The following is a 17,994-nucleotide window of genomic DNA, read 5'->3' on the forward strand; positions in this document are numbered from 1 at the left end:
CTCCCCGTCACCATACGGGGAGAAATGCCCGGCAGGGCAATGAGGGGCGGCACTAACCTTTCCAATTGAATTGATTGAATAAATCAATCCGCCTGGCTACGCTCCAGCAGCCTCTCTGCCTCCGCTACCACTTGCCCCGGCGTTACATGGTCCCCGGGTGCGGCCAAAAGCGTTGATGCGTATGGCCCGCGCGGGCCGGTGAGGCCGGGCTCGGTGGCAAGAAAAACCGCAACCGTCGGCAGGCCGAAGGCGCTGGCGAGATGGGTCAGCCCGGTGTCGGCGCCAATGACCAGCGTCGAACGGCCGATGATCGCGGCGATGTCGGAGAGCGGCGATTTGGGCACCACGACCGTTGACGGAATGGCTCCAGCGATCGCTTCGGCGACGGCCTTCTCGCGCTCGTTCGACCATGTCGTGACCGGCGTCGTTTCCCTTTCAACCAGCAGGCGGGCGGTTTCGATCCAGTCTTGGACCGGCCACTTCTTGTCTTCGCGGCTGGTGCCGTGCAGCAGGAACGCGATTTTTCCCGCGATGCCGACAAGACTGCCGGGCGGCGGGACGATGCCGGAGTCCAGCCTCGAAAGATCGGGCTGGTAGCCGAGCGCCAGCCCGAACAGCCGACGCGTGCGTTCGATGGCGTGCAGGTCGCGCGGCACGGCGTAGGTGACGTCGTAGACCAGCGACGCAGAAGGTTCGCGCGCGCTCGACCGGTCGAAGCCGGCGATCGGCGCACCGGCCTGCCTGGCCACCAGGGCTGATTTCAGCAGTCCCTGCGCATCGATGACGAGGTCGTAGCGGCAATCGCGCAAGGTGCGGCGCAAGGCGGCCGCTTCGCGCCAGGTACCGCCGTCGAGCAATGTCTTGCGCCAGCGCCTGATCGCCACCGTGTGGATCCTGTCGATCGCCGGATGCAACGCCACGATGCCGGCGAATGCCTCTTCCACGCACCAGTCGAAGGATATGTCCGGCCTGACAAGGCGAGCATCCTCGACGGCTGGAAAGGTGTGGATGACATCGCCCATCGACGACGTCTTGACGATGAGGACCTTCATGCGGCTGCCGGGATTTCCAGCAGGCGTTTCGCCGCCGCCACGACCTGCTCGACTTCAAGCGTCTTCAGGCAGTTGAGGTGGCCGAGTGGACAGACCTTCTGGTGGCAAGGCGAACAGGACAGGCCGAGCCAGACCAGTTCGCACCGTTCCGCCAGCGGCGGCGTATTCTGTGGCGAGGTCGAGCCGTAGACGGCAACGATCGGCGTGCCGACCCCAGCCGCGACATGCATCAGCCCGCTGTCGTTGGACACCGCCAGCCTTGCCGCCGAGATCAGGTCGATGGCGTCCTCCAGCCGGGTCTGGCCGGCGAGGTCGACAACGCCGGGGGCGAGGGCGGCGATCTCCGCCGCCACGTCGCGGTCGTTCTTCGAGCCGAACAGCGCGACCTTCAAACCCTTCGCCATAAGATCACGGGCAAGCCCGGCATAGCTTTCGCTCGGCCAGCGCTTGGCCGGGCCGAACTCGGCGCCAGGCATCAGCGCTGCGAATTTCTGGGGCGCGAGCCCGAAGCGGTCGAGCAGGGCGGCCTGGTTCTTCGCGTCAACGGTCAGGCGTGGCGGCCGGAAACTGCCGCCCTGGGCGAGGCCGAAATAAGCCTGCGCCGTGCGTCGTTTGACGCTGTCTGGCAGCGGCACGATGTCGGTCAGCAGGCCGTAGCGCATTTCGCGCAAATAGCCGAAACGGCGCGGAATGCGGGCGAAGAACGGGATCAGCGCCGATTTCCAGCTGCCCGGCAGGACATAGGCCATGTCGTAGCGGCCGCGCAGCAGTCGGCCAAAACGCCGGCGAATGGTGAATTCCAGCGCGCCGGGCTTGAGCGGAAAGTCGATCTGCTGGCGGATTTCGGGCATGCGCTTGACCAGCGGTGCGGCCCAGGCCGGCGCCAGCACATCGATCGCGGCGTTGGGATGAAGCTCTTTCAGCGCCGAAAACAGGCACTGCGCCATCACCATGTCGCCCACCCAGCGTGGGCCGATCACGAGGATCGTTGGGCTTTCAGCCATTCGACATAGTCTCTGACACCGGTTTCCACTGTCCGGAATTGGCCATTGTAACCGACCGCGCGCAAACGGGACATATCAGCTTGCGTAAAGCTCTGGTAGCTGCCCTTGAGATGGTCGGGGAATTCGATGAATTCGATCTCGCCCTTGCCCAGCGTGTCGATGACGGTTTCGGCAATGGCACGGAAGGGCTGGGCGCGACCGGTGCCGCAGTTGAAGATGCCGCTCGATCCGCGCTTCCACAGCCACAGATTGACGTCGGCGACGTCGCCGACATGGATGAAATCGCGGCTTTGCTCGCCCGGTCCGAAGCCATCATAGGCGCCGAACAGTTTCGGGTTCTCGCCCCGCTCGACCTGGTTGAACAGGTGGAAGGCGACCGAGGCCATGGCGCCCTTGTGCGCCTCGCGCGGACCGTAGACGTTGAAGTAGCGCAAGCCCACAACTTGCGCATGATCGGTGTCGAAGACGGTGCGCCTGACATAGTCGTCGAACAGCTTCTTGGAATAGGCATACACGTTGAGCGGTCGCTCGAGCGCCGGGTCTTCGCGAAATTCGGCGCCACCGCCATAGACGGAAGCCGAGGAGGCGTAGAGGAAGGGCACGCGCAGCGCCTGGCAGGCATGCAGCAACCGTTTCGAGAAGGCGTAGTTCACCTCCATCATGAACTTGCCGTTCCACTCGGTGGTGGTCGAGCAGGCGCCCTGGTGGAACACGGCCTCGATGCGGCCGAACGAGCCAGCCTCCATACGGCCCAGGAAATCGTCCTTGTCGAGATAGTCGGCGATGCGCAGATCGGCGAGATTGGCGATCTTGTGGCCATCGGTGAGGTCGTCGACGACGAGGATGTCGTCATGGCCTTCGGCATTCAGCGCCGCGACGATGTTGGAGCCGATCATGCCGGCGCCGCCCGTGACGATGATCATGTTGTTGGCCCTGATACGCGTTTCACTTGCCGATTCCGGCCCTTATAAGGGAGGCAGGGTGGGCTGTCGATAAAGCAGGCAGCGAAGCGGATGTCACAGTGGCGCCGCAAAGCTTCCGCTTCAGTCGGTTTGTGCCACCCGGGACGATCGTGAGGGACAGAAGAATGCCGTCGACCGAACTGCTCATCGCGTTTTTCGCCACCACGGCGATCTTCGCCTACATTCCCGGCCCGGCCATGCTCTACGCCGCCGCGCAGACGATGGCGCGCGGCCGCTGGTCCGGCCTGACGGCAGCACTTGGCATTCATCTGGGCGGCTATGTGCATGTCTTTGCCGCTGCCGCAGGCCTGTCGGTGCTGTTTCACGCCGTGCCGCCCCTCTACCTGGCGGTCAAGCTGGTCGGCGCGCTCTACCTGATCTGGCTCGGCGTTTCGCTGTTCCGCAAGCGCGTCGAGGGCGACATGGCGCTGCCCGCGATCGAGCGGAAATCGGCGCGGCGCGCCTTTTTCGAGAGCATCACCGTCGAGGTGCTCAATCCCAAGACGGCGATCTTCTTCATGGCCTTCCTGCCGCAGTTCATCGATACCTCGGCGGCGCTACCGGTCTGGCTGCAGTTCGTCGTGTTGGGCACCATCGTCAATCTGATGTTCTCTTCGGCCGATATCGTCTGTGTGTTCCTGGCCGGTGCCGTGATCGGCCGCTTGCGGCGTTCGAGCCGTGCACAGCGCCTGATGCAGCGGGCCGGTGGGGCGGTGCTGGTCGGGCTGGGTGTCCATGTCGCCCTGCAGAAGAGCTGACCGCCGGGCGATCGCGGTCATGGCCAGCCGTTGCGCTGCGTGGATTTGCGGTATATCGGCTTCGCCATGAACGAACCGGCCCTTCAATTGATGATTACCCGCAAGGTTGAAATCGGCCTTTTCCACGCGTTGCCAGTGACATGATCAAGCACAATCCACCTTCTCCCGAACCCCTGCACCGCGCCATTTCGCGGTTCGGCCAGGCCACCGTGCTGGTGGTCGGCGACTTCATCCTCGACCGGTTCGTCAACGGCGTCATCGAGCGGATCTCGCCGGAAGCGCCGATCCCGGTGCTGCACGGGCGCGGCGAAACCTCGACGATGGGTGGCGCCGGCAATGTCGTCGCCAACATCGTCTCGCTCGGCGCATCCGCTATTCCGGTGTCGGTAATCGGCACTGATGCTGCCGGCAACAATCTCGTGCGCATGCTGCGCGAACTCGGCGCCGACACAGCGGGCCTGGCGCAGGAGCGTGGCCGCATGACCTCGTCGAAGAGCCGCTTTAGTGCGCTCAACCAGCAGGTGCTGCGCTTCGACGAGGAGGAGATCAAGCCGCTCGATGTTGCGGAGCGCGACGGTCTGATCCGGCATTTCGGCGCGGCGCTGATGCGCGCCGACATCGTCGTCCTGTCCGACTATGGCAAGGGCATATTGCTCGACGGCGTCGCCGGGGACTTGATCGCCATCTGCCGTGAGGCGGGAAAGCCGGTGCTTGTCGATCCGAAGGGCCGCGACTATGCGCGCTATGCCGGAGCGACCGCCATCACCCCAAACCGCAAGGAGCTTGGCGAAGCTGTCGGCCATGCGGTGTTCGCCGATGACGAGATCGTGGCGGCGGCACGCCAGTTGATTTCCGCGCATGGCTTCGATTTCGTCGTGGCGACGCGCAGCGAAAAGGGCATGAGCGTGGTCGACCCGACCGAGGCGCGCCATATCGCCACCCAGGCGCGCGAAGTGTTCGACGTTTCGGGCGCCGGCGACACGGTGATCGCGAGTTTTGCATTGGCGCTGGCGGCCGGTGCCGACCCTGTCGCGGCGGCATCGATCGCCAATGCCGCCGGCGGCGTCGTGGTGGGCAAGCGCGGCACCGCGCGGCTGACGGTCGAGGAACTCACCGGTGCGCTGTTCCGATCGCACGGGCCGACCGCGCACAAGGATGCCATCCTCGACGCCACGTCGGCCGCGCGCATGGTCGCGGCGTGGAAGGAGGAGGGCTTGAGTGTCGGCTTCACCAATGGCTGCTTCGACATCCTGCATGCCGGTCATGTCAGTCTGTTGCACGCGGCGCGCAGCCAGTGCGACCGGCTGGTGCTTGGCCTCAACAGCGATGCTTCGGTGCGACGGCTGAAGGGCGCCGGGCGGCCGGTCAACGACCAGCATGACCGCGCTTGCGTGCTCGCCGCCCTTGCCTCGGTCGATGCGGTCGTGGTGTTCGAGGAGGACACGCCCCTGGCGCTGATCGAAGCGCTGCTGCCCGACATGCTGGTCAAGGGCGCCGATTACACGATCGACACCGTGGTCGGTGCCGATGTGGTGCGGAAGGCGGGCGGCCGCGTCGTGCTGATAGATCTCGTCGCCGGCAAAAGCACCACCAACACCATCGGCAAATTGCGCGCCGGCGGCACCACAAGCTGAGGAATTCATGTCTGACCTGAACGACTACCTGGTCCGCTCGGCGGCCGCGATTTCCGCCATGGTCGAGCGCGACCTGACGAGCGAGATGGAGCGGGCGGTGAGCGCCATCGTGACGGCTCTTTCGCAGGGCAAAGCCTTGCTGATCTGCGGCAATGGCGGCTCGGCCAGCGATGCCATCCACATCGCCGGCGAACTGGTCGGCCGCTTCCTCAAGGAGCGCAAGGCCTACAATGTCATAGCACTGCCGGCCAATGCCGCGGTGCTGACCGCCTGGGGCAATGACTATGGCTTCGACACGGTGTTTTCGCGCCAGGTCGAGGCGCATGGCTCGGCGGGCGGCGTGCTGCTGGCAATCTCGACCAGCGGCAATTCGCCGAGCATTCTCGCCGCTGCCGAGCAGGCGCGGATGATGGATATGACGGTGATCGGCCTGACCGGCGACACCGGCGGCAAGCTCAAGCCGCTATCGGACATCCTGCTCAACGTGCCCTCGACCTCGACCCCGATCATCCAGCAGGGGCATCTGTGCCTCTATCATCATCTGTGCGAAGTGGTCGAAGCGCGTCTCAGCAATGGCTGACAGGTCGTGGTCGTGAAGCCCGAACCCTATCCGCTCCAGGAGCCCGGACTGTGGGTCGAGCGGATCGATAGCAGGATTTTTCCGACCGGTACGCCTGCGCTGTTTCTCGACCGCGACGGCACCATCAATCTCGACACCGGCTATCCCGATGACCCGGCCGAAATGGTGCTGCGCGAAAATATCGCCGCTGCGATCGGTGCCGCCAATCGGGCCGGCATTCCCGTCATCATCGTCACCAACCAGTCGGGCATCGCGCGCGGCTACTACGGCTGGAGCGATTTCGCCGCCGTCAATGGCCGCGTGCTCGACCTGCTGCGCGCCGACAACGCGTTCGTGGATATGGTCCTTGCCTGCGCCTATCACGAGGCGGGCGAGGGGCCGCTTGCGATCGCCAATCATCCGATGCGCAAGCCCAATCCCGGCATGCTGCTGGAGGCGGCCAAATGTCTGGGGCTCGATCTGCGGCGTTCGCTGATCGTTGGCGACAAGCCGGCGGACATGGAGGCGGGACAGCGCGCCGGCCTCTCGCAGGGCTGGCTGGTCGACGGCGAAGCGGCCGTTCAATCGGGCTTTACAGTCCAGCCCTGGCGCAACCACGAGGATTTGGGTGGCCTGCTCGCCGTAATAGCGGCACTCGGCGATATGTCAGGCTAGAGCAACTCCTGGAAAAGTGTGAAACGGCTTTCCGTCCGGAATTGCATCAAAGCAAGGGGGGCATAATTCCGAAAGTGGAATTTGGCCTCAAGTCGGATCGTTGTCTCGCGAAGCTTCATAAAGCTTGGCCTCGGTGGCGAACGAATACACCATCACCATCATCGAATAGACGAAGCCATGCCGGCCGCACAGGAAGTAGCGCTTGGCCAGATAGAATTTCAGGAAGTTGCCGAGCGGCGACAGGACCAGCCTTATCAAGCCCGGCTTCTTGCCTCTCTCGACCAGCGTGGCAACCTTGAGGCTGGAGTAGGTGTTGGCCCTTGCCAGATCCTCCGCGACAGTCATTTCGCGGCGATGCAGCAACACGCCATTTTCAATCGTACCGGTTTCGCCCGGCACCTCGAACGATTCATGGACCCGCAGGTCAATGTCCATGGTGGCCTTGTCGCGGCGGAACAGACGCAGCAGCCTGTTGTGCAGCACCCAGCGGTGTGCATAGCCATAGCCTTTCAACTTGTCGCGGCGTCTTACGAACCATCCGTCGATGGCCTCGTTCTGAGGCTGCGTCACGGTCACGATCGACCGCCTGAGCAGGTCGTCGACGGCCTCATCGGCTTCAATCGAAAGGCACCATGGCTGCGTGGCTTGATCAAGCGCGAATTGCCGCTGACGTGGGAAACCCGGCCAATCGTTGTGAAACAGCCTTATCGGGTAGCCCTTGGCGATGAACTCCTGAATGACGACCAGGGTGTTATCCGTCGAACCCGAATCGACGACGACGATGTCGGCGCAGAAGTCGACGCTCTCCAGGCAGGGGCCGATCATGTCGGCTTCGTTCATGCAGATGATGAGCGCCGAAACCGGGCTAGAAAATCGAGTCATGATCCCACTCTACAGCACACTGTTCTGTGAAATTACGCTGCTTGCGCTATCTGTTGTTACGCAATCCCTGTCGAAAAACCCGTCACACTTTCCTGAAATTGCCTTAGGAAACCAACAAAGCGGCCACGTCCGTCACAACGCTCCGGCTTTCTACACCAGAGCCTGTCGAATGCGAAAGCGGCTCTGGTATGGCGAAGCCGGGAATTCGCATCGAGCGGGGACGATGTGGTGCTGCCGTCGACCAGCCTCAAGGCTGTGCAAACGAGACCAGCCCCTCGTCCTTGACCCGGCGGATGGTGAGCGCGGTGCGCACCGTGTCGACATTCGGGGTCGAAGTCAGCTCCTCGATGACGAACGTCTGGAAAGCCCCCAGGTCGCTCGCCACGCAGTGCAGCAGGAAATCGGATTCACCCGATACCATCCAGGCGTCGCGGACGATCGGCCAGCCGCGGGTGCGCTCGGCAAAGGTGCGCAGTTCGGCGTCGGCCTGGTGATGCAGGCCGATCAGGCAGAAGGCGACGACATCGAGGCCAAGCGCCGGCGCGTTGAGCAAGGCGCGGTAGCCGCGGATGATGCCGGCTTCCTCCAGCCGCTTGACGCGACGCAGGCACGGCGGCGCCGAAATGCCAACGCGGTTCGACAGTTCGACATTGGTCATGCGGCCATCGGCCTGAAGCTCGCGCAGGATCTTCCAGTCGATGGCGTCGAGATCGGCCTTGAGCGGCATGAGGGCTCTCGATAAGTCAGGGGCAATACGCAAGAATCTTGCGTGATCTTGTAATTAAACGACTTCTGTGTCCATTCCATCCCTCGCTCGGAATATTTCGGCCGATCAAAGCGGCGACAGGGTGCGACAAAGCTTTCCGGGGACGAATGCCAACCCGCCTTGCTGGCGCCGTGGGCAACACTTACATTACGCGCGATATCGACGAGTTTTCCATGCCGCAATTGTCGGCAGCCCTCCGAATAGGCTTCCAGATGACCACCAAGCACGCGCCCGTTCTCATTATCGGTTCCGGCCCCGCCGGCTATACGGCGGCAGTCTACGCCGCCCGCGCCATGCTGAAGCCGATGCTGGTCGCCGGGCTGCAGCAGGGCGGCCAGCTGATGATCACCACCGATGTCGAGAACTATCCCGGCTTCGCCGACCCCATCCAGGGTCCGTGGCTGATGGAGCAGATGCTGAAGCAGGCCGAACACGTCGGCACCGACATCATCAACGACATCATCACCGAGGTCGACCTCAATGTGCGGCCGTTCCGCGCCAAGGGCGATTCCGGCACCACCTACACCGCCGACGCGCTGATCATCGCCACCGGCGCGCAGGCCAAATGGCTGGGCATTCCGACCGAACAGACCTTCATGGGCTTTGGCGTCTCGGCCTGCGCCACCTGCGACGGCTTCTTCTACCGCGGCAAGGATGTCGCGGTGGTCGGCGGTGGCAATTCGGCGGTGGAAGAGGCACTCTACCTGTCGAACCTCGCCAAGAGTGTGACTGTCATCCACAGGCGCAGCGATTTCCGCGCCGAGCGCATCCTGCGCGAGCGGCTCCTGAAGAAGGACAATGTCCGCGTCATCTGGGACACGGTCGTCGACGAGATCACCGGCCGTCCCGGCAAGGCGCCGCTGCCGCCTTCGGTCGAAGGGCTGAAGCTCAAGCATGCGGTGACCGGCCAGGAAACGCATCTCAAGGTCGACGGCGTGTTCGTGGCCATCGGCCACGCGCCGGCGGTCGAACTGTTTGCGGGCAAGCTGAAGCAGAAGCCGAACGGCTATCTGTGGACGGCGCCGGATTCGGCCCGCACCGACGTTCCCGGCGTGTTTGCGGCGGGTGACGTGACCGACGACATCTACCGCCAGGCGGTGACCGCGGCGGGGCTCGGCTGCATGGCGGCACTCGAGGCGGAGAAGTATCTGGCCGGCATCGAAGTGCACCGCGAAGCGGCGGAGTAAAGAGTTCAGAAGGCGACTTAGAAACGCCGTGTAAAAGCCTGATTTTTCATTCAGACGCCAAAACAGAACGAGGGGTAGCATGGCGTTGGACTGGGACAAGCTACGCGTGTTTCACGCTGCGGCGGAGGCGGGGTCGTTTACCCATGCGGCCGAGACATTGCATCTGTCGCAATCGGCGATTTCGCGGCAGGTCAGCGCGCTCGAACATGATGTCGGCGTGCCGCTGTTCAACCGCCACGCCCGCGGGCTGGTGCTGACTGAGCAGGGCGAAATGCTGTTCCGCACGGCGCATGACGTGCTGATGAAGCTCGAAACCATCAAGTCGCGGCTGACCGAGACCAAGGATCGCCCGTCCGGCGTGCTCAGGGTGACGACCACCGTCGGGCTGGGCGCCGGCTGGCTGACCGAGCGGGTGCAGGAGTTCATAGAGCTCTATCCCGAAATCAGCCTGCAGCTGATCCTCGCCAACGAGGAACTCGACCTGACCATGCGCCAAGCCGATTGCGCCATCCGGCTGCGCCAGCCGCAGCAGCCGGACCTGATCCAGCGCCGCCTGTTCACCGTGCATTTCCACCTCTATGCCTCGCCCACCTATGTCGCCAAGCACGGCAAGCCGGCTTCGGTGGCCGAGCTGAAGAGCCATCGCATCGTCACCTTCGGCGTGCCGGTGCCATCGCATCTGTCGGAGCTGAACTGGCTGGAAACGATTGGCGATTTCGAAGGCGGACAAAGGGTGCCGACGCTGCAGATCAACGACATATTGTCGATCAAGCGCGCGGTGCAGGGCGGCGCCGGCATCGCCATGCTGCCCGACTATGTGATCAGCAAGGACTCCGACCTGGTGCAATTGCTGCCGGAGACCGAGGTGCCGTCCTTCGACACCTATTTCGCTTATCCAGACGCGATGAAGAACCAGGCCAAGCTGCATGTCTTTCGCGATTTCATCATCGCCAAGGCCCGTAGCTGGTCTTTCTGATCCACCCTGGCGTCCGACTGTCTGGTCTTCATCCAGTTCTAAAATCACCCCCGCCAGGGCGTCAGCCGCGGCAGCCAGCCGGGCACGGCGCGGCGATAGATCTCGTATTGCGCGCCGTAGCGGCGGGCCAATGTCGGCTCCTCGTAGAGCCGGACGAACGACACCATGGCGATCGCGCCGATGATCGCGTAGGCGGCAAGCGTCCAGCTCGAGAACAGCAGCGCCTGGCCGAGGATGATCGACAGCACCGCGACATACATCGGGTTGCGGACATGGCGATAGATGCCGCCGACCACCAGTCTCTCGGTCGGTGCAACCGGAGCGGGCGTGCCCAGCCCCTCGAGCGCAAAGCGGCCGAAGGCATGCAGCAGTGCAGCGATCGCGGTGACGATCAGGAGCCCGCCAACAGGCACAAAGCCCGGCAGGCTCGACCATGGCAAGCCCCAATGATCGGTCAACAGCCAGGGCACCAGCCCGGCAACCACGCCGGGTGCGGCGATGAAGAATGCCGCGCTGCCGGCGATCGCCGAAAACGTCCGCATTGGGTGCTTCCTCCCTGACTGCCTGATAAATGAACGGCTGCTGCCTGCTTCCACATCATTGCGCGGTTTTGGCATTTGGGCACAGAAATCGATCGCGATTGGCGATTCTGTAGTGAGAATCGCGCCTCCGTACGCTCCGTTTTGCTGATTTTGCTGGTCCTATAGGTCTCGGATATGGGTTAGACCACAGCCTGCGTCTTTTTGCATGCGTGTGTTGCAAAATAGATGCTTGTTTCTTGGGCATGATGAGCACATATATAGATCATCTCCTGGGCGCGTTCTCCTCCCATTAGCGCCCTAGAGTGTTCCCCTCTGGAGGTTAGCCTTAACAGGCACTTCCAATCAAACTCAGCCGGATCTTCGTTGATCCGGCTTTTTTGTTGCCCGAGCCCTGCCGGAGCAACTCGAAAATTCATCAGAATTGCCACGTAACAGTGACATGTAACCTCAGGTAACATGACATGGACGCCCGACACGTGCTATCCAGACCATAGGACGCGGTGTGGTCGTGCGGGAGATGGGGGCATCACTCGAACGGCCCGGGCTCAGGCGGCTACCGCGTCCGAACCATTTCCGCCGCCGAAGCTCGGCGGCGCCAGATGCGGCGGACCTTCCGTTTTACCTCCTGGGAAACGGTCCGCGAATAAAACGACGTCCGGTCCCCGCCGGGCGTCGTTTTCATTTGGCCCCCTCGAACCGGGGTTCGAGAGGAAGACCGAATCAGGCAGCCTTGCCGTTGGCATTCATCGCTTCGTCGGCGAGACGCCCGGTGAGTTCGGCCATGTGGTCGAAGACGGCGCGGTAGCTGGCGACGCCAGCGGTCGCCGAGCGCAACTCGATGATCAGGTCGCCGATCTCGGCCTGCGGCATGGTCGCCTCGACAACATCCCATCCCGGCCAGTCAGGCCGCGCATCATAGCCGAGGATCTGGCCGCGCCGCTGCGGGATGAGCGCGATGATCTTCGAGGTCGCGTCGGAGGGCGTGACGATCTCGACCTTCATCACCGGTTCCAGAAGCACCGGCGAGCAGGCGGCCATGCCTTCCTTCATCGCCAGTCTGGCCGCCATCTGGAAGGCCATGTCGGAGGAATCAACCGCGTGGTAGGAGCCGTCCGAGAGGTTGACGGCGACATCTACGACGGGAAAGCCGAGCGGGCCCGACTTCAGATAGTCGCGCACGCCAGTTTCGACCGACTGGATATAGGTCTTCGGCACGACGCCGCCGGTGATGGTGTCGGTGAACTGGAAGCCGGAGCCGCGCGGCAGCGGCTTGATCTCGATCACCACGTCGCCGAACTGGCCATGACCGCCCGACTGTTTCTTGTGCCGGCCGCGCTGCTGCGCCGATTTGCGGATCGTCTCGCGATAGGGCACCGCCGGCGCATGACCTTCGACCGGGATCTGGTTCTTGCCTTCCAGCCGCTCGCGCACGACACGCAGATGCATCTCGCCATGGCCCGACAGCACGGTCTCGGCCGAGTCCTGGTTGTGGCGCAGGCTGAGCGAGGGGTCTTCCTCCGCCAGCCGCTGGATGGCGGCCGACATCTTCACTTCGTCCTTGCGCTCCTTGGGGCGCAGCGCGAAAGCGAAGACCGGCTGCGGCGGCTCGAACTCAAGCAGCGGCTTGATGCCGCCCTTGGCCGAACTCAGCGTCTGGCCGGTCTTGACCTCATCCAGCTTGCCCAGCGCCACCGTGTCGCCGGCCTTGGCGATGGTGAGCTTGAACTGATCCTTGCCGAGCATTCGGTAGATGCCGGAAACCTTCGCCGTGTTGCCGCCGGGCAGCCAGAGTTCGGAGCCGTCGACGACCTGGCCGGACAGGATGCGCGACACCGACAGCTTGCCGCCATGCGGCGTGTGGATGGTCTTCATCACCTGAGCCACGGTGGCCGCGCCGTCGGGCGCGCCCAGCCGCTTGCGGGTCGCCTCGATGTCCGGCGCGTCGTGGCGGATCGCCTTCAAGAGGCGCAGCACGCCATTGCCTTTCTCGGCTGTGCCGATCAGCACCGGCGTCACCGCGCCATCGCGCAGATCGGCGGCGAGGTCGTCGAAGATGGCGTCCTTGGGCGGCTCGATCTCCTCGAGCAGTTGTTCCATCAGTTGGTCGTCATGATCGGCCAGCGTCTCCAGCATGGAGAAGCGCGCCTCCAGTTCGCGCGCCTTGTCATCGCCAGGTATTTCGGCCACTTCGCTTTCGGCATATTCGCGATAGATGTAAGCGCGCTCCAGCGCCAGATCGATCGAGCCGATGACGACGCCATCCTTGCGCAGCGGAATCTGGCGCAGCAGCAGCGGCACGGCGCTGGCCGGCTGCAGCATCTTCAGCGTGTCGCGCACGCCGGCGATTGCCTTGTCGACCTTGTTGAGGAACAGGATGCGCGGCACGCCGAGATCGTCGAGCCTGCGCATGATCAGCTGCAGGGCAGGGATCTTCTTTTCATCGGCCTCGGCAACGACCACAGCGAGGTCGCAGGCGGCCAGCACCGGCTCGGCCTCGAAAGAGAATTCGATGGAGCCGGGACAATCGACGATAGTAAGCTGCTCGCCCATGAATTCGGTGGTGGCGAAGGTCGCCTCGACGCTCATCGCGTGGGCCCGCGCCTCTGGCGAATGATCTGAAACGGTGTTGCCCGATGAGACGGGGTTTTGTCGGGGGATTGAGCCCGTGCGGGCCAATATGGCTTCGAGAAGTGTCGTCTTACCGCTGGCGAAGGGACCGATTATGGCAATGCATTTCGGTCCCGTGCGTCGTCCTCCGGCGCGAGTACCCATGACTGACCTCCACTCAGGCGTTTCCCGTAGGACCGACTGGCATGCATGGTTCAGGCTTGGTCAATCGGTCCTGAGCGGCGGCCGGCCTGTTCGACCGTCGCGGGCGGGGTTCTTTTGGTTTGGCCACCTGCCCGAAGCCATCGTCCCACTTGTTTGCCGGCAGGGCAAGAAAAATAGAAATTCTTCGGCCGTCGCCTCAGGCGCTCAGCGCCAGCGGCTCGGCATGGACGGCATGCAACGGACCAAGCTTGTCGCGCGGCGCCGGCCGGCCGAAGAAATAGCCCTGGAAACGATTGCATCCGGCGGCCTTGGCCAGGGCGAATTCCTCTTGCGTCTCGACGCCCTCGGCGGCGGTGCGCGAAACGGCCGGTTGCGCCTGGGATGATATCGGCCGAGAATGGATTTTGCGTCAAAGGCGTTTTGCTTCAAATGTCTGGCGGCGTTTGATGCCGATCGCTTCACCAGTTCCAGGATCACCCCGATGAAGATCATTGCCTGCGGCAGCGTGCCGACCATCACAGCGCCGGAGAAGTACTTCACCGGCCGCGTGTTGCAGACGCCGATCATCGAGAAGGAGGCGCCGGCGCGGCTGCGGGCCACGCTGGTCAGCTTCGAGCCGGGCGCGCGCACCCACTGGCACACGCATCCGCTCGGCCAGACACTCTATGTCACCTCAGGCGCAGGCCTTGCCCAGACATGGGGCGAGCCGGTCCAGGAGATCAGGGCCGGCGACGTCATCTCGTTCGCGCCTGGCGAAAAGCACTGGCACGGTGCGGCGCCGAAATCGGCGATGACGCATATCGCCATGCAGGAGGCGCTGGACGGTGTCCACGCCGACTGGCTAGAAGAGGTGACGTCAGTCCAATATGGCGGCTGAGTGCCGAGCCTGTGATGAGGCGTCGTTGCCAATAAAAAACCCGGCCTGAAGCCGGGTTTCCAGTTTCAAGACTGGCCTGATCAGGTCAGCGATGCCGTGAAGCGCTGGATGCGCGTGCAGGCTTCCTCAAGCAGCGTCTCGGAAGTGGCGTAGGAGATGCGGAAGTTGGGACCGAGGCCGAAGGCCGAGCCGAACACCACCGCGACCCCCTCGGCCTCGAGCAGTTCCGAGCAGAAGCTCTCGTCGGTGTCGATCAGCTTGCCGGTTTTGGTCTTCTTGCCGATCAGTTGGGCGCAGGACGGATAGACGTAGAAGGCGCCTTCCGGCGACGGGCAGGTTATGCCGCGCGCCTGGTTGAGCATCGACACGACGAGATCGCGCCGGCCCTGGAAGATCGCCTTGTTCCTGGCGATGAAGTCCTGCGGGCCGTTGAGCGCCTCGACCGATGCCCATTGCGCGATGGTGCAGGCGCCCGAGGTTTGCTGGCCCTGGATCATGTCCATCGCCTTGATCAGCGCCACCGGACCGGCGGCATAGCCGATGCGCCAGCCGGTCATGGCATAGGCTTTCGACACGCCGTTCATGGTCAGCGTGCGCTCGTAGAGCTTCGGCTCGACTTCGGCGATGGTCTTGAAGACGAAGTCGCCATAGGTCAGGTGCTCGTACATGTCGTCGGTCAGCGTCCAGACATGCGGATGCTTCAACAGCACGTCGGCCAGCGCGCGCAGTTCGGCCTCGGTATAGGCAGCCCCCGACGGGTTCGACGGCGAGTTCATCAGCAGCCATTTGGTGCGTGGTGTGATCGCCTTCTCCAGCACCGCGGCGGTCAGCTTGAAGCCGTTGTCGATCGAAGTGTCGGCAAACACAGAGGTGCCGCCGCAGATCGCCACCATCTCGGGATAACTGACCCAGTAGGGGCGCGGTATGATGACCTCGTCGCCGGGGTTCAGCGTCGCCATGAAGGCGTTGAACAGGATCTGCTTGCCGCCGGTGCCGACAATGGTCTGCTCGGGCTTGTAGTCGAGATTGTTCTCGCGCTTGAACTTCTTCGCGATCGCTTCGCGCAGCGGCACAATGCCCGAGACTGGGGGATACTTGGTCTCGCCACGGCGAATCGCCTCGATCGCGGCATTCTTGATGTTGTCGGGCGTGTCGAAATCCGGCTCGCCAGCGCCGAGGCCGATAATGTCGCGGCCGGCATTTTTCAGCTCACGCGCTTTCTGCGTTACCGCGATGGTCGCGGAAGGCTTTACGCGGGAAAGGGCGTCGGCGAGAAAGGCCATGATCATGGGTCTCCAAGGATCAGCGCGGCCGGGAGCGGCCGCGGCGCTTCTCATGTCGCATGATTTTGCCGAGTGCAAGCATTGTCGGCTGATCCAGGCCTCAACACCCGTGATCGGCAATAAAAAATTCATTAACGGGCGGTAGAGGCTTTGCGTGGCAGGATCGCAATCCAATCCGCCAGTTCGCGCAGCGAGGAACCGTGTCGCGCAGCATTGGGCTTGCCCACATCATCCGTCAGGACGACGGCACCACCACCGGTGTCTGGGGCATCTACACGCTGCAAAGCGCCTTCCAGCCGATCTTCGCCTTTAACGAAGGCAAGCTGTCGGTGGTCGCCTTCGAAGGGCTGATCCGGCCGTTCCGCGACGGCGAGCCGCAATCGCCGATGAGCTTTTTCAGCACCTGCCCGGCCGCCGACCGCCTTCATATCGAGGCGCTGACCAGGACGCTGCATCTTCTGAACGCCGGCGCCTGCTTGCCGGAGGAGGCCTCGATCTTCGTCAATTTCGACCCGTCGGTGTTCACCGAGCGCACCGTTGCCGACAATGCCTTGCGCGAAATGCGGCTGGTGCTGCACGAGGCCGGCATCGATCCGCGCCGTGTGGTCTGCGAAGTGACCGAGCAGCGCTCGGCGTCGCAGGAGACCCTGCACAGCTTCGTCGCCGCGCTGCGGGCCAACGGCTTTCGCATCGCCGTCGACGACTATGGCGCCGACGATTCCGACATCAACCGCGTCAAGGAGCTGAAGCCCGACATCGTCAAATTCGACGCCTTCTGGATCACGCAGCTGATGGAGTCCGGGGCCGGCTTCGCGTTGCTGACCACCATGGTGAAAAGTTTCGAGCAGCAAGGCATCCGCACGGTGTTCGAGGGCATCGAGGAGGGCTGGCAACTGGAACTCGCCGAGAAGTCGGGAGCGTCGATGGTGCAGGGTTTCGTGCTGGCGCGTCCCGAGCTGGCGCCGACAAGCTTTCGCGTCTTCGGCAAAACCACGCAGCAACCCGCCCCCGCGGCCGCTGGAGCCGCGCCTGTGCAACCGGCCTCACCGCATGCGACGCGGCCAGCGAAAGCTTTCGGGCGCAAGGTGACGCCATGAGGCGCGAGCTGCGGCGCGATGTCGGCAACGCGATCCAGGTCGACGAAGTCGGTATCGAATACGGCATCCATGGCGAGTTCCGGCTGCGCAGCGCCTATCAGCCGATTTTCGCGCCGCGCGGCCGCTTCCTTCACGCTGTCGCGGTCGAAGCCCTGATCGAGCCGCACCGTGCCGGCCGCCCCGGTGCGCCGAAGGTGTTTTTCGAAAGCGTCGCCCCTTCCGACCGGTTGTTTGTCGAGACCATGTGCCGGGTGCTGCACCTCAGGAATTTTCGCAACATCGGCGTCGACGGGCTCGATCTGTTCTTCAACTACAATCCGCTGATCAACGACCATCCCGGGCGGGCGCTGGCCGAGATCCGGCTGATGACCAGGTATCTCGGCGATTTCGGCCTCGCGCCGGCCATGCTGGTCTGCGAAATCACCGAACAGGCGGCCGACGACGCGCTTCTCATCCGACTGGTGCGCGAAATGCGGCGCGACGGCATCCGCATCGCCATCGACGATTTCGGCACCGGCCACTCGACAGAGGAGCGGGTCAGCCTGCTCCACCCCGACATCGTCAAGATCGACGGCACCTGGTTCGCCGAGTTCTGCCGCCATGCCGCCGCCGAACGGTTCTTCCGCCCACTGGTTTCGACCTTGCACGACCGCGGCGCCAAGGTGCTGGTCGAAGGCATCGAGCAGCCCACCCACCTGCGCGTCGCGCTCGAAGGCGGGGTCGACCTGCTGCAGGGGTTTCTTCTCGCCCGCCCGGCGCTGGCTGGCACGATCTTCAACGAAGAGCCGCTCGCCATCGACACGCTGCTTGGCAGGGACAGCAAGGTTGTGCCGCTGTTCGGCTAGGAGCGTTGGTGGTTTGCGAAATCTGGGGCGAGAGCGTTCTTCTCCCCGTCACTATACGGGGAGAACATGGCGGTGTCCGAACCTGATAGATAGGTAACAGAATGGACCGATAGCATAGGTGAC

General features: G+C 63.5%; 17 protein-coding genes and 1 pseudogene. 9 read left to right on the forward strand and 9 right to left on the reverse strand.

All coding sequences use genetic code 11. From position 1 onward, the window contains the following. Nucleotides 1-83: 83 nt before the first annotated feature. From waaC to rfaD, 3 genes are read right to left on the reverse strand one after another with little or no spacing between them, the layout of a single operon-like run. Complete coding sequence (gene waaC, locus AC07FD_RS01040; RefSeq protein ID WP_478348287.1) at nt 84-1,052, reverse strand: lipopolysaccharide heptosyltransferase I; 969 nt, start codon at nt 1,050-1,052, stop codon at nt 84-86. Continuing rightward, complete coding sequence (gene waaF, locus AC07FD_RS01045) at nt 1,049-2,056, reverse strand: lipopolysaccharide heptosyltransferase II (RefSeq protein ID WP_478348288.1); 1,008 nt, start codon at nt 2,054-2,056, stop codon at nt 1,049-1,051. The genes waaC and waaF overlap by 4 nt, the downstream gene beginning before the upstream one ends. Continuing rightward, nucleotides 2,029-2,979, reverse strand: a complete 951-nt coding sequence (gene rfaD, locus AC07FD_RS01050) for an ADP-glyceromanno-heptose 6-epimerase (protein WP_095090923.1) — start codon at nt 2,977-2,979, stop codon at nt 2,029-2,031. The genes waaF and rfaD overlap by 28 nt, the downstream gene beginning before the upstream one ends. A gap of 164 nt (nt 2,980-3,143) precedes the next feature. Here rfaD and AC07FD_RS01055 point away from each other — a divergent pair, with 164 nt between their 5' ends. The 4 genes from AC07FD_RS01055 (at nt 3,144) to AC07FD_RS01070 (ending at nt 6,644) form a co-directional block, all read left to right on the forward strand. Further along, the gene (locus tag AC07FD_RS01055; RefSeq protein WP_478348289.1) at nt 3,144-3,776 is read left to right on the forward strand and encodes a LysE family translocator; all 633 of its coding nucleotides are present in this window, start codon (nt 3,144-3,146) and stop codon (nt 3,774-3,776) included. 140 nt (nt 3,777-3,916) lie between these two features. Then, nucleotides 3,917-5,410: a D-glycero-beta-D-manno-heptose-7-phosphate kinase gene (gene rfaE1, locus AC07FD_RS01060; RefSeq protein WP_478348290.1), complete on the forward strand. Its 1,494-nt coding sequence runs from the start codon at nt 3,917-3,919 to the stop codon at nt 5,408-5,410. A 7-nt stretch (nt 5,411-5,417) separates the two neighbouring features. Next, the gene (locus AC07FD_RS01065; protein ID WP_478348291.1) at nt 5,418-5,990 is read left to right on the forward strand and encodes a D-sedoheptulose-7-phosphate isomerase; all 573 of its coding nucleotides are present in this window, start codon (nt 5,418-5,420) and stop codon (nt 5,988-5,990) included. A 12-nt stretch (nt 5,991-6,002) separates the two neighbouring features. Then, entirely contained in the window at nt 6,003-6,644 is a 642-nt protein-coding gene (locus AC07FD_RS01070; protein ID WP_478348292.1) for an HAD-IIIA family hydrolase, read from the forward strand. A gap of 87 nt (nt 6,645-6,731) precedes the next feature. Here AC07FD_RS01070 and AC07FD_RS01075 read toward each other — a convergent pair whose 3' ends face one another. Then, on the reverse strand, nt 6,732-7,526 hold the full coding sequence (locus tag AC07FD_RS01075; protein ID WP_478348293.1) for a glycosyltransferase family 2 protein: 795 nt from the start codon (nt 7,524-7,526) through the stop codon (nt 6,732-6,734). A 247-nt stretch (nt 7,527-7,773) separates the two neighbouring features. After that, a complete protein-coding gene (locus AC07FD_RS01080; RefSeq protein WP_095090929.1) occupies nt 7,774-8,253 on the reverse strand; it encodes an Lrp/AsnC family transcriptional regulator in 480 nt (159 codons plus the stop codon). Between the two features lie 251 nt (nt 8,254-8,504). Here AC07FD_RS01080 and trxB point away from each other — a divergent pair, with 251 nt between their 5' ends. Next, nucleotides 8,505-9,479 (forward strand): thioredoxin-disulfide reductase, encoded by a 975-nt coding sequence (gene trxB / locus AC07FD_RS01085; protein WP_478348300.1) that lies wholly within the window; start codon nt 8,505-8,507, stop codon nt 9,477-9,479. 79 nt (nt 9,480-9,558) lie between these two features. Beyond that, nucleotides 9,559-10,455: a LysR family transcriptional regulator gene (locus AC07FD_RS01090; RefSeq protein WP_184874593.1), complete on the forward strand. Its 897-nt coding sequence runs from the start codon at nt 9,559-9,561 to the stop codon at nt 10,453-10,455. A gap of 44 nt (nt 10,456-10,499) precedes the next feature. Here AC07FD_RS01090 and AC07FD_RS01095 read toward each other — a convergent pair whose 3' ends face one another. From AC07FD_RS01095 to AC07FD_RS01105, 3 genes and pseudogenes are all read right to left on the reverse strand, one after another. Beyond that, on the reverse strand, nt 10,500-10,997 hold the full coding sequence (locus AC07FD_RS01095; RefSeq protein ID WP_478348294.1) for a methyltransferase family protein: 498 nt from the start codon (nt 10,995-10,997) through the stop codon (nt 10,500-10,502). A gap of 720 nt (nt 10,998-11,717) precedes the next feature. After that, nucleotides 11,718-13,769 (reverse strand): elongation factor G, encoded by a 2,052-nt coding sequence (locus tag AC07FD_RS01100; RefSeq protein WP_478348295.1) that lies wholly within the window; start codon nt 13,767-13,769, stop codon nt 11,718-11,720. A gap of 196 nt (nt 13,770-13,965) precedes the next feature. Then, nucleotides 13,966-14,118, reverse strand: a pseudogene (locus AC07FD_RS01105) (EAL domain-containing protein); the annotation flags it as partial. A gap of 132 nt (nt 14,119-14,250) precedes the next feature. Here AC07FD_RS01105 and AC07FD_RS01110 point away from each other — a divergent pair. After that, the gene (locus AC07FD_RS01110) at nt 14,251-14,646 is read left to right on the forward strand and encodes a (R)-mandelonitrile lyase (protein ID WP_478348296.1); all 396 of its coding nucleotides are present in this window, start codon (nt 14,251-14,253) and stop codon (nt 14,644-14,646) included. Between the two features lie 80 nt (nt 14,647-14,726). Here the strand turns inward: AC07FD_RS01110 and AC07FD_RS01115 are convergent, their stop codons facing one another. Next, nucleotides 14,727-15,929, reverse strand: a complete 1,203-nt coding sequence (locus AC07FD_RS01115; RefSeq protein WP_478348297.1) for a pyridoxal phosphate-dependent aminotransferase — start codon at nt 15,927-15,929, stop codon at nt 14,727-14,729. 200 nt (nt 15,930-16,129) lie between these two features. Here AC07FD_RS01115 and AC07FD_RS01120 point away from each other — a divergent pair, with 200 nt between their 5' ends. Both AC07FD_RS01120 and AC07FD_RS01125 read left to right on the forward strand, forming a co-directional pair. After that, complete coding sequence (locus tag AC07FD_RS01120) at nt 16,130-17,026, forward strand: EAL domain-containing protein (RefSeq protein ID WP_478348298.1); 897 nt, start codon at nt 16,130-16,132, stop codon at nt 17,024-17,026. Further along, nucleotides 17,023-17,871: an EAL domain-containing protein gene (locus tag AC07FD_RS01125; RefSeq protein WP_478348299.1), complete on the forward strand. Its 849-nt coding sequence runs from the start codon at nt 17,023-17,025 to the stop codon at nt 17,869-17,871. Before AC07FD_RS01120 ends, AC07FD_RS01125 begins: the two co-directional genes overlap by 4 nt. Nucleotides 17,872-17,994: the final 123 nt, after the last annotated feature.

It is taken from the genome of Mesorhizobium waitakense, from assembly GCF_056431085.1.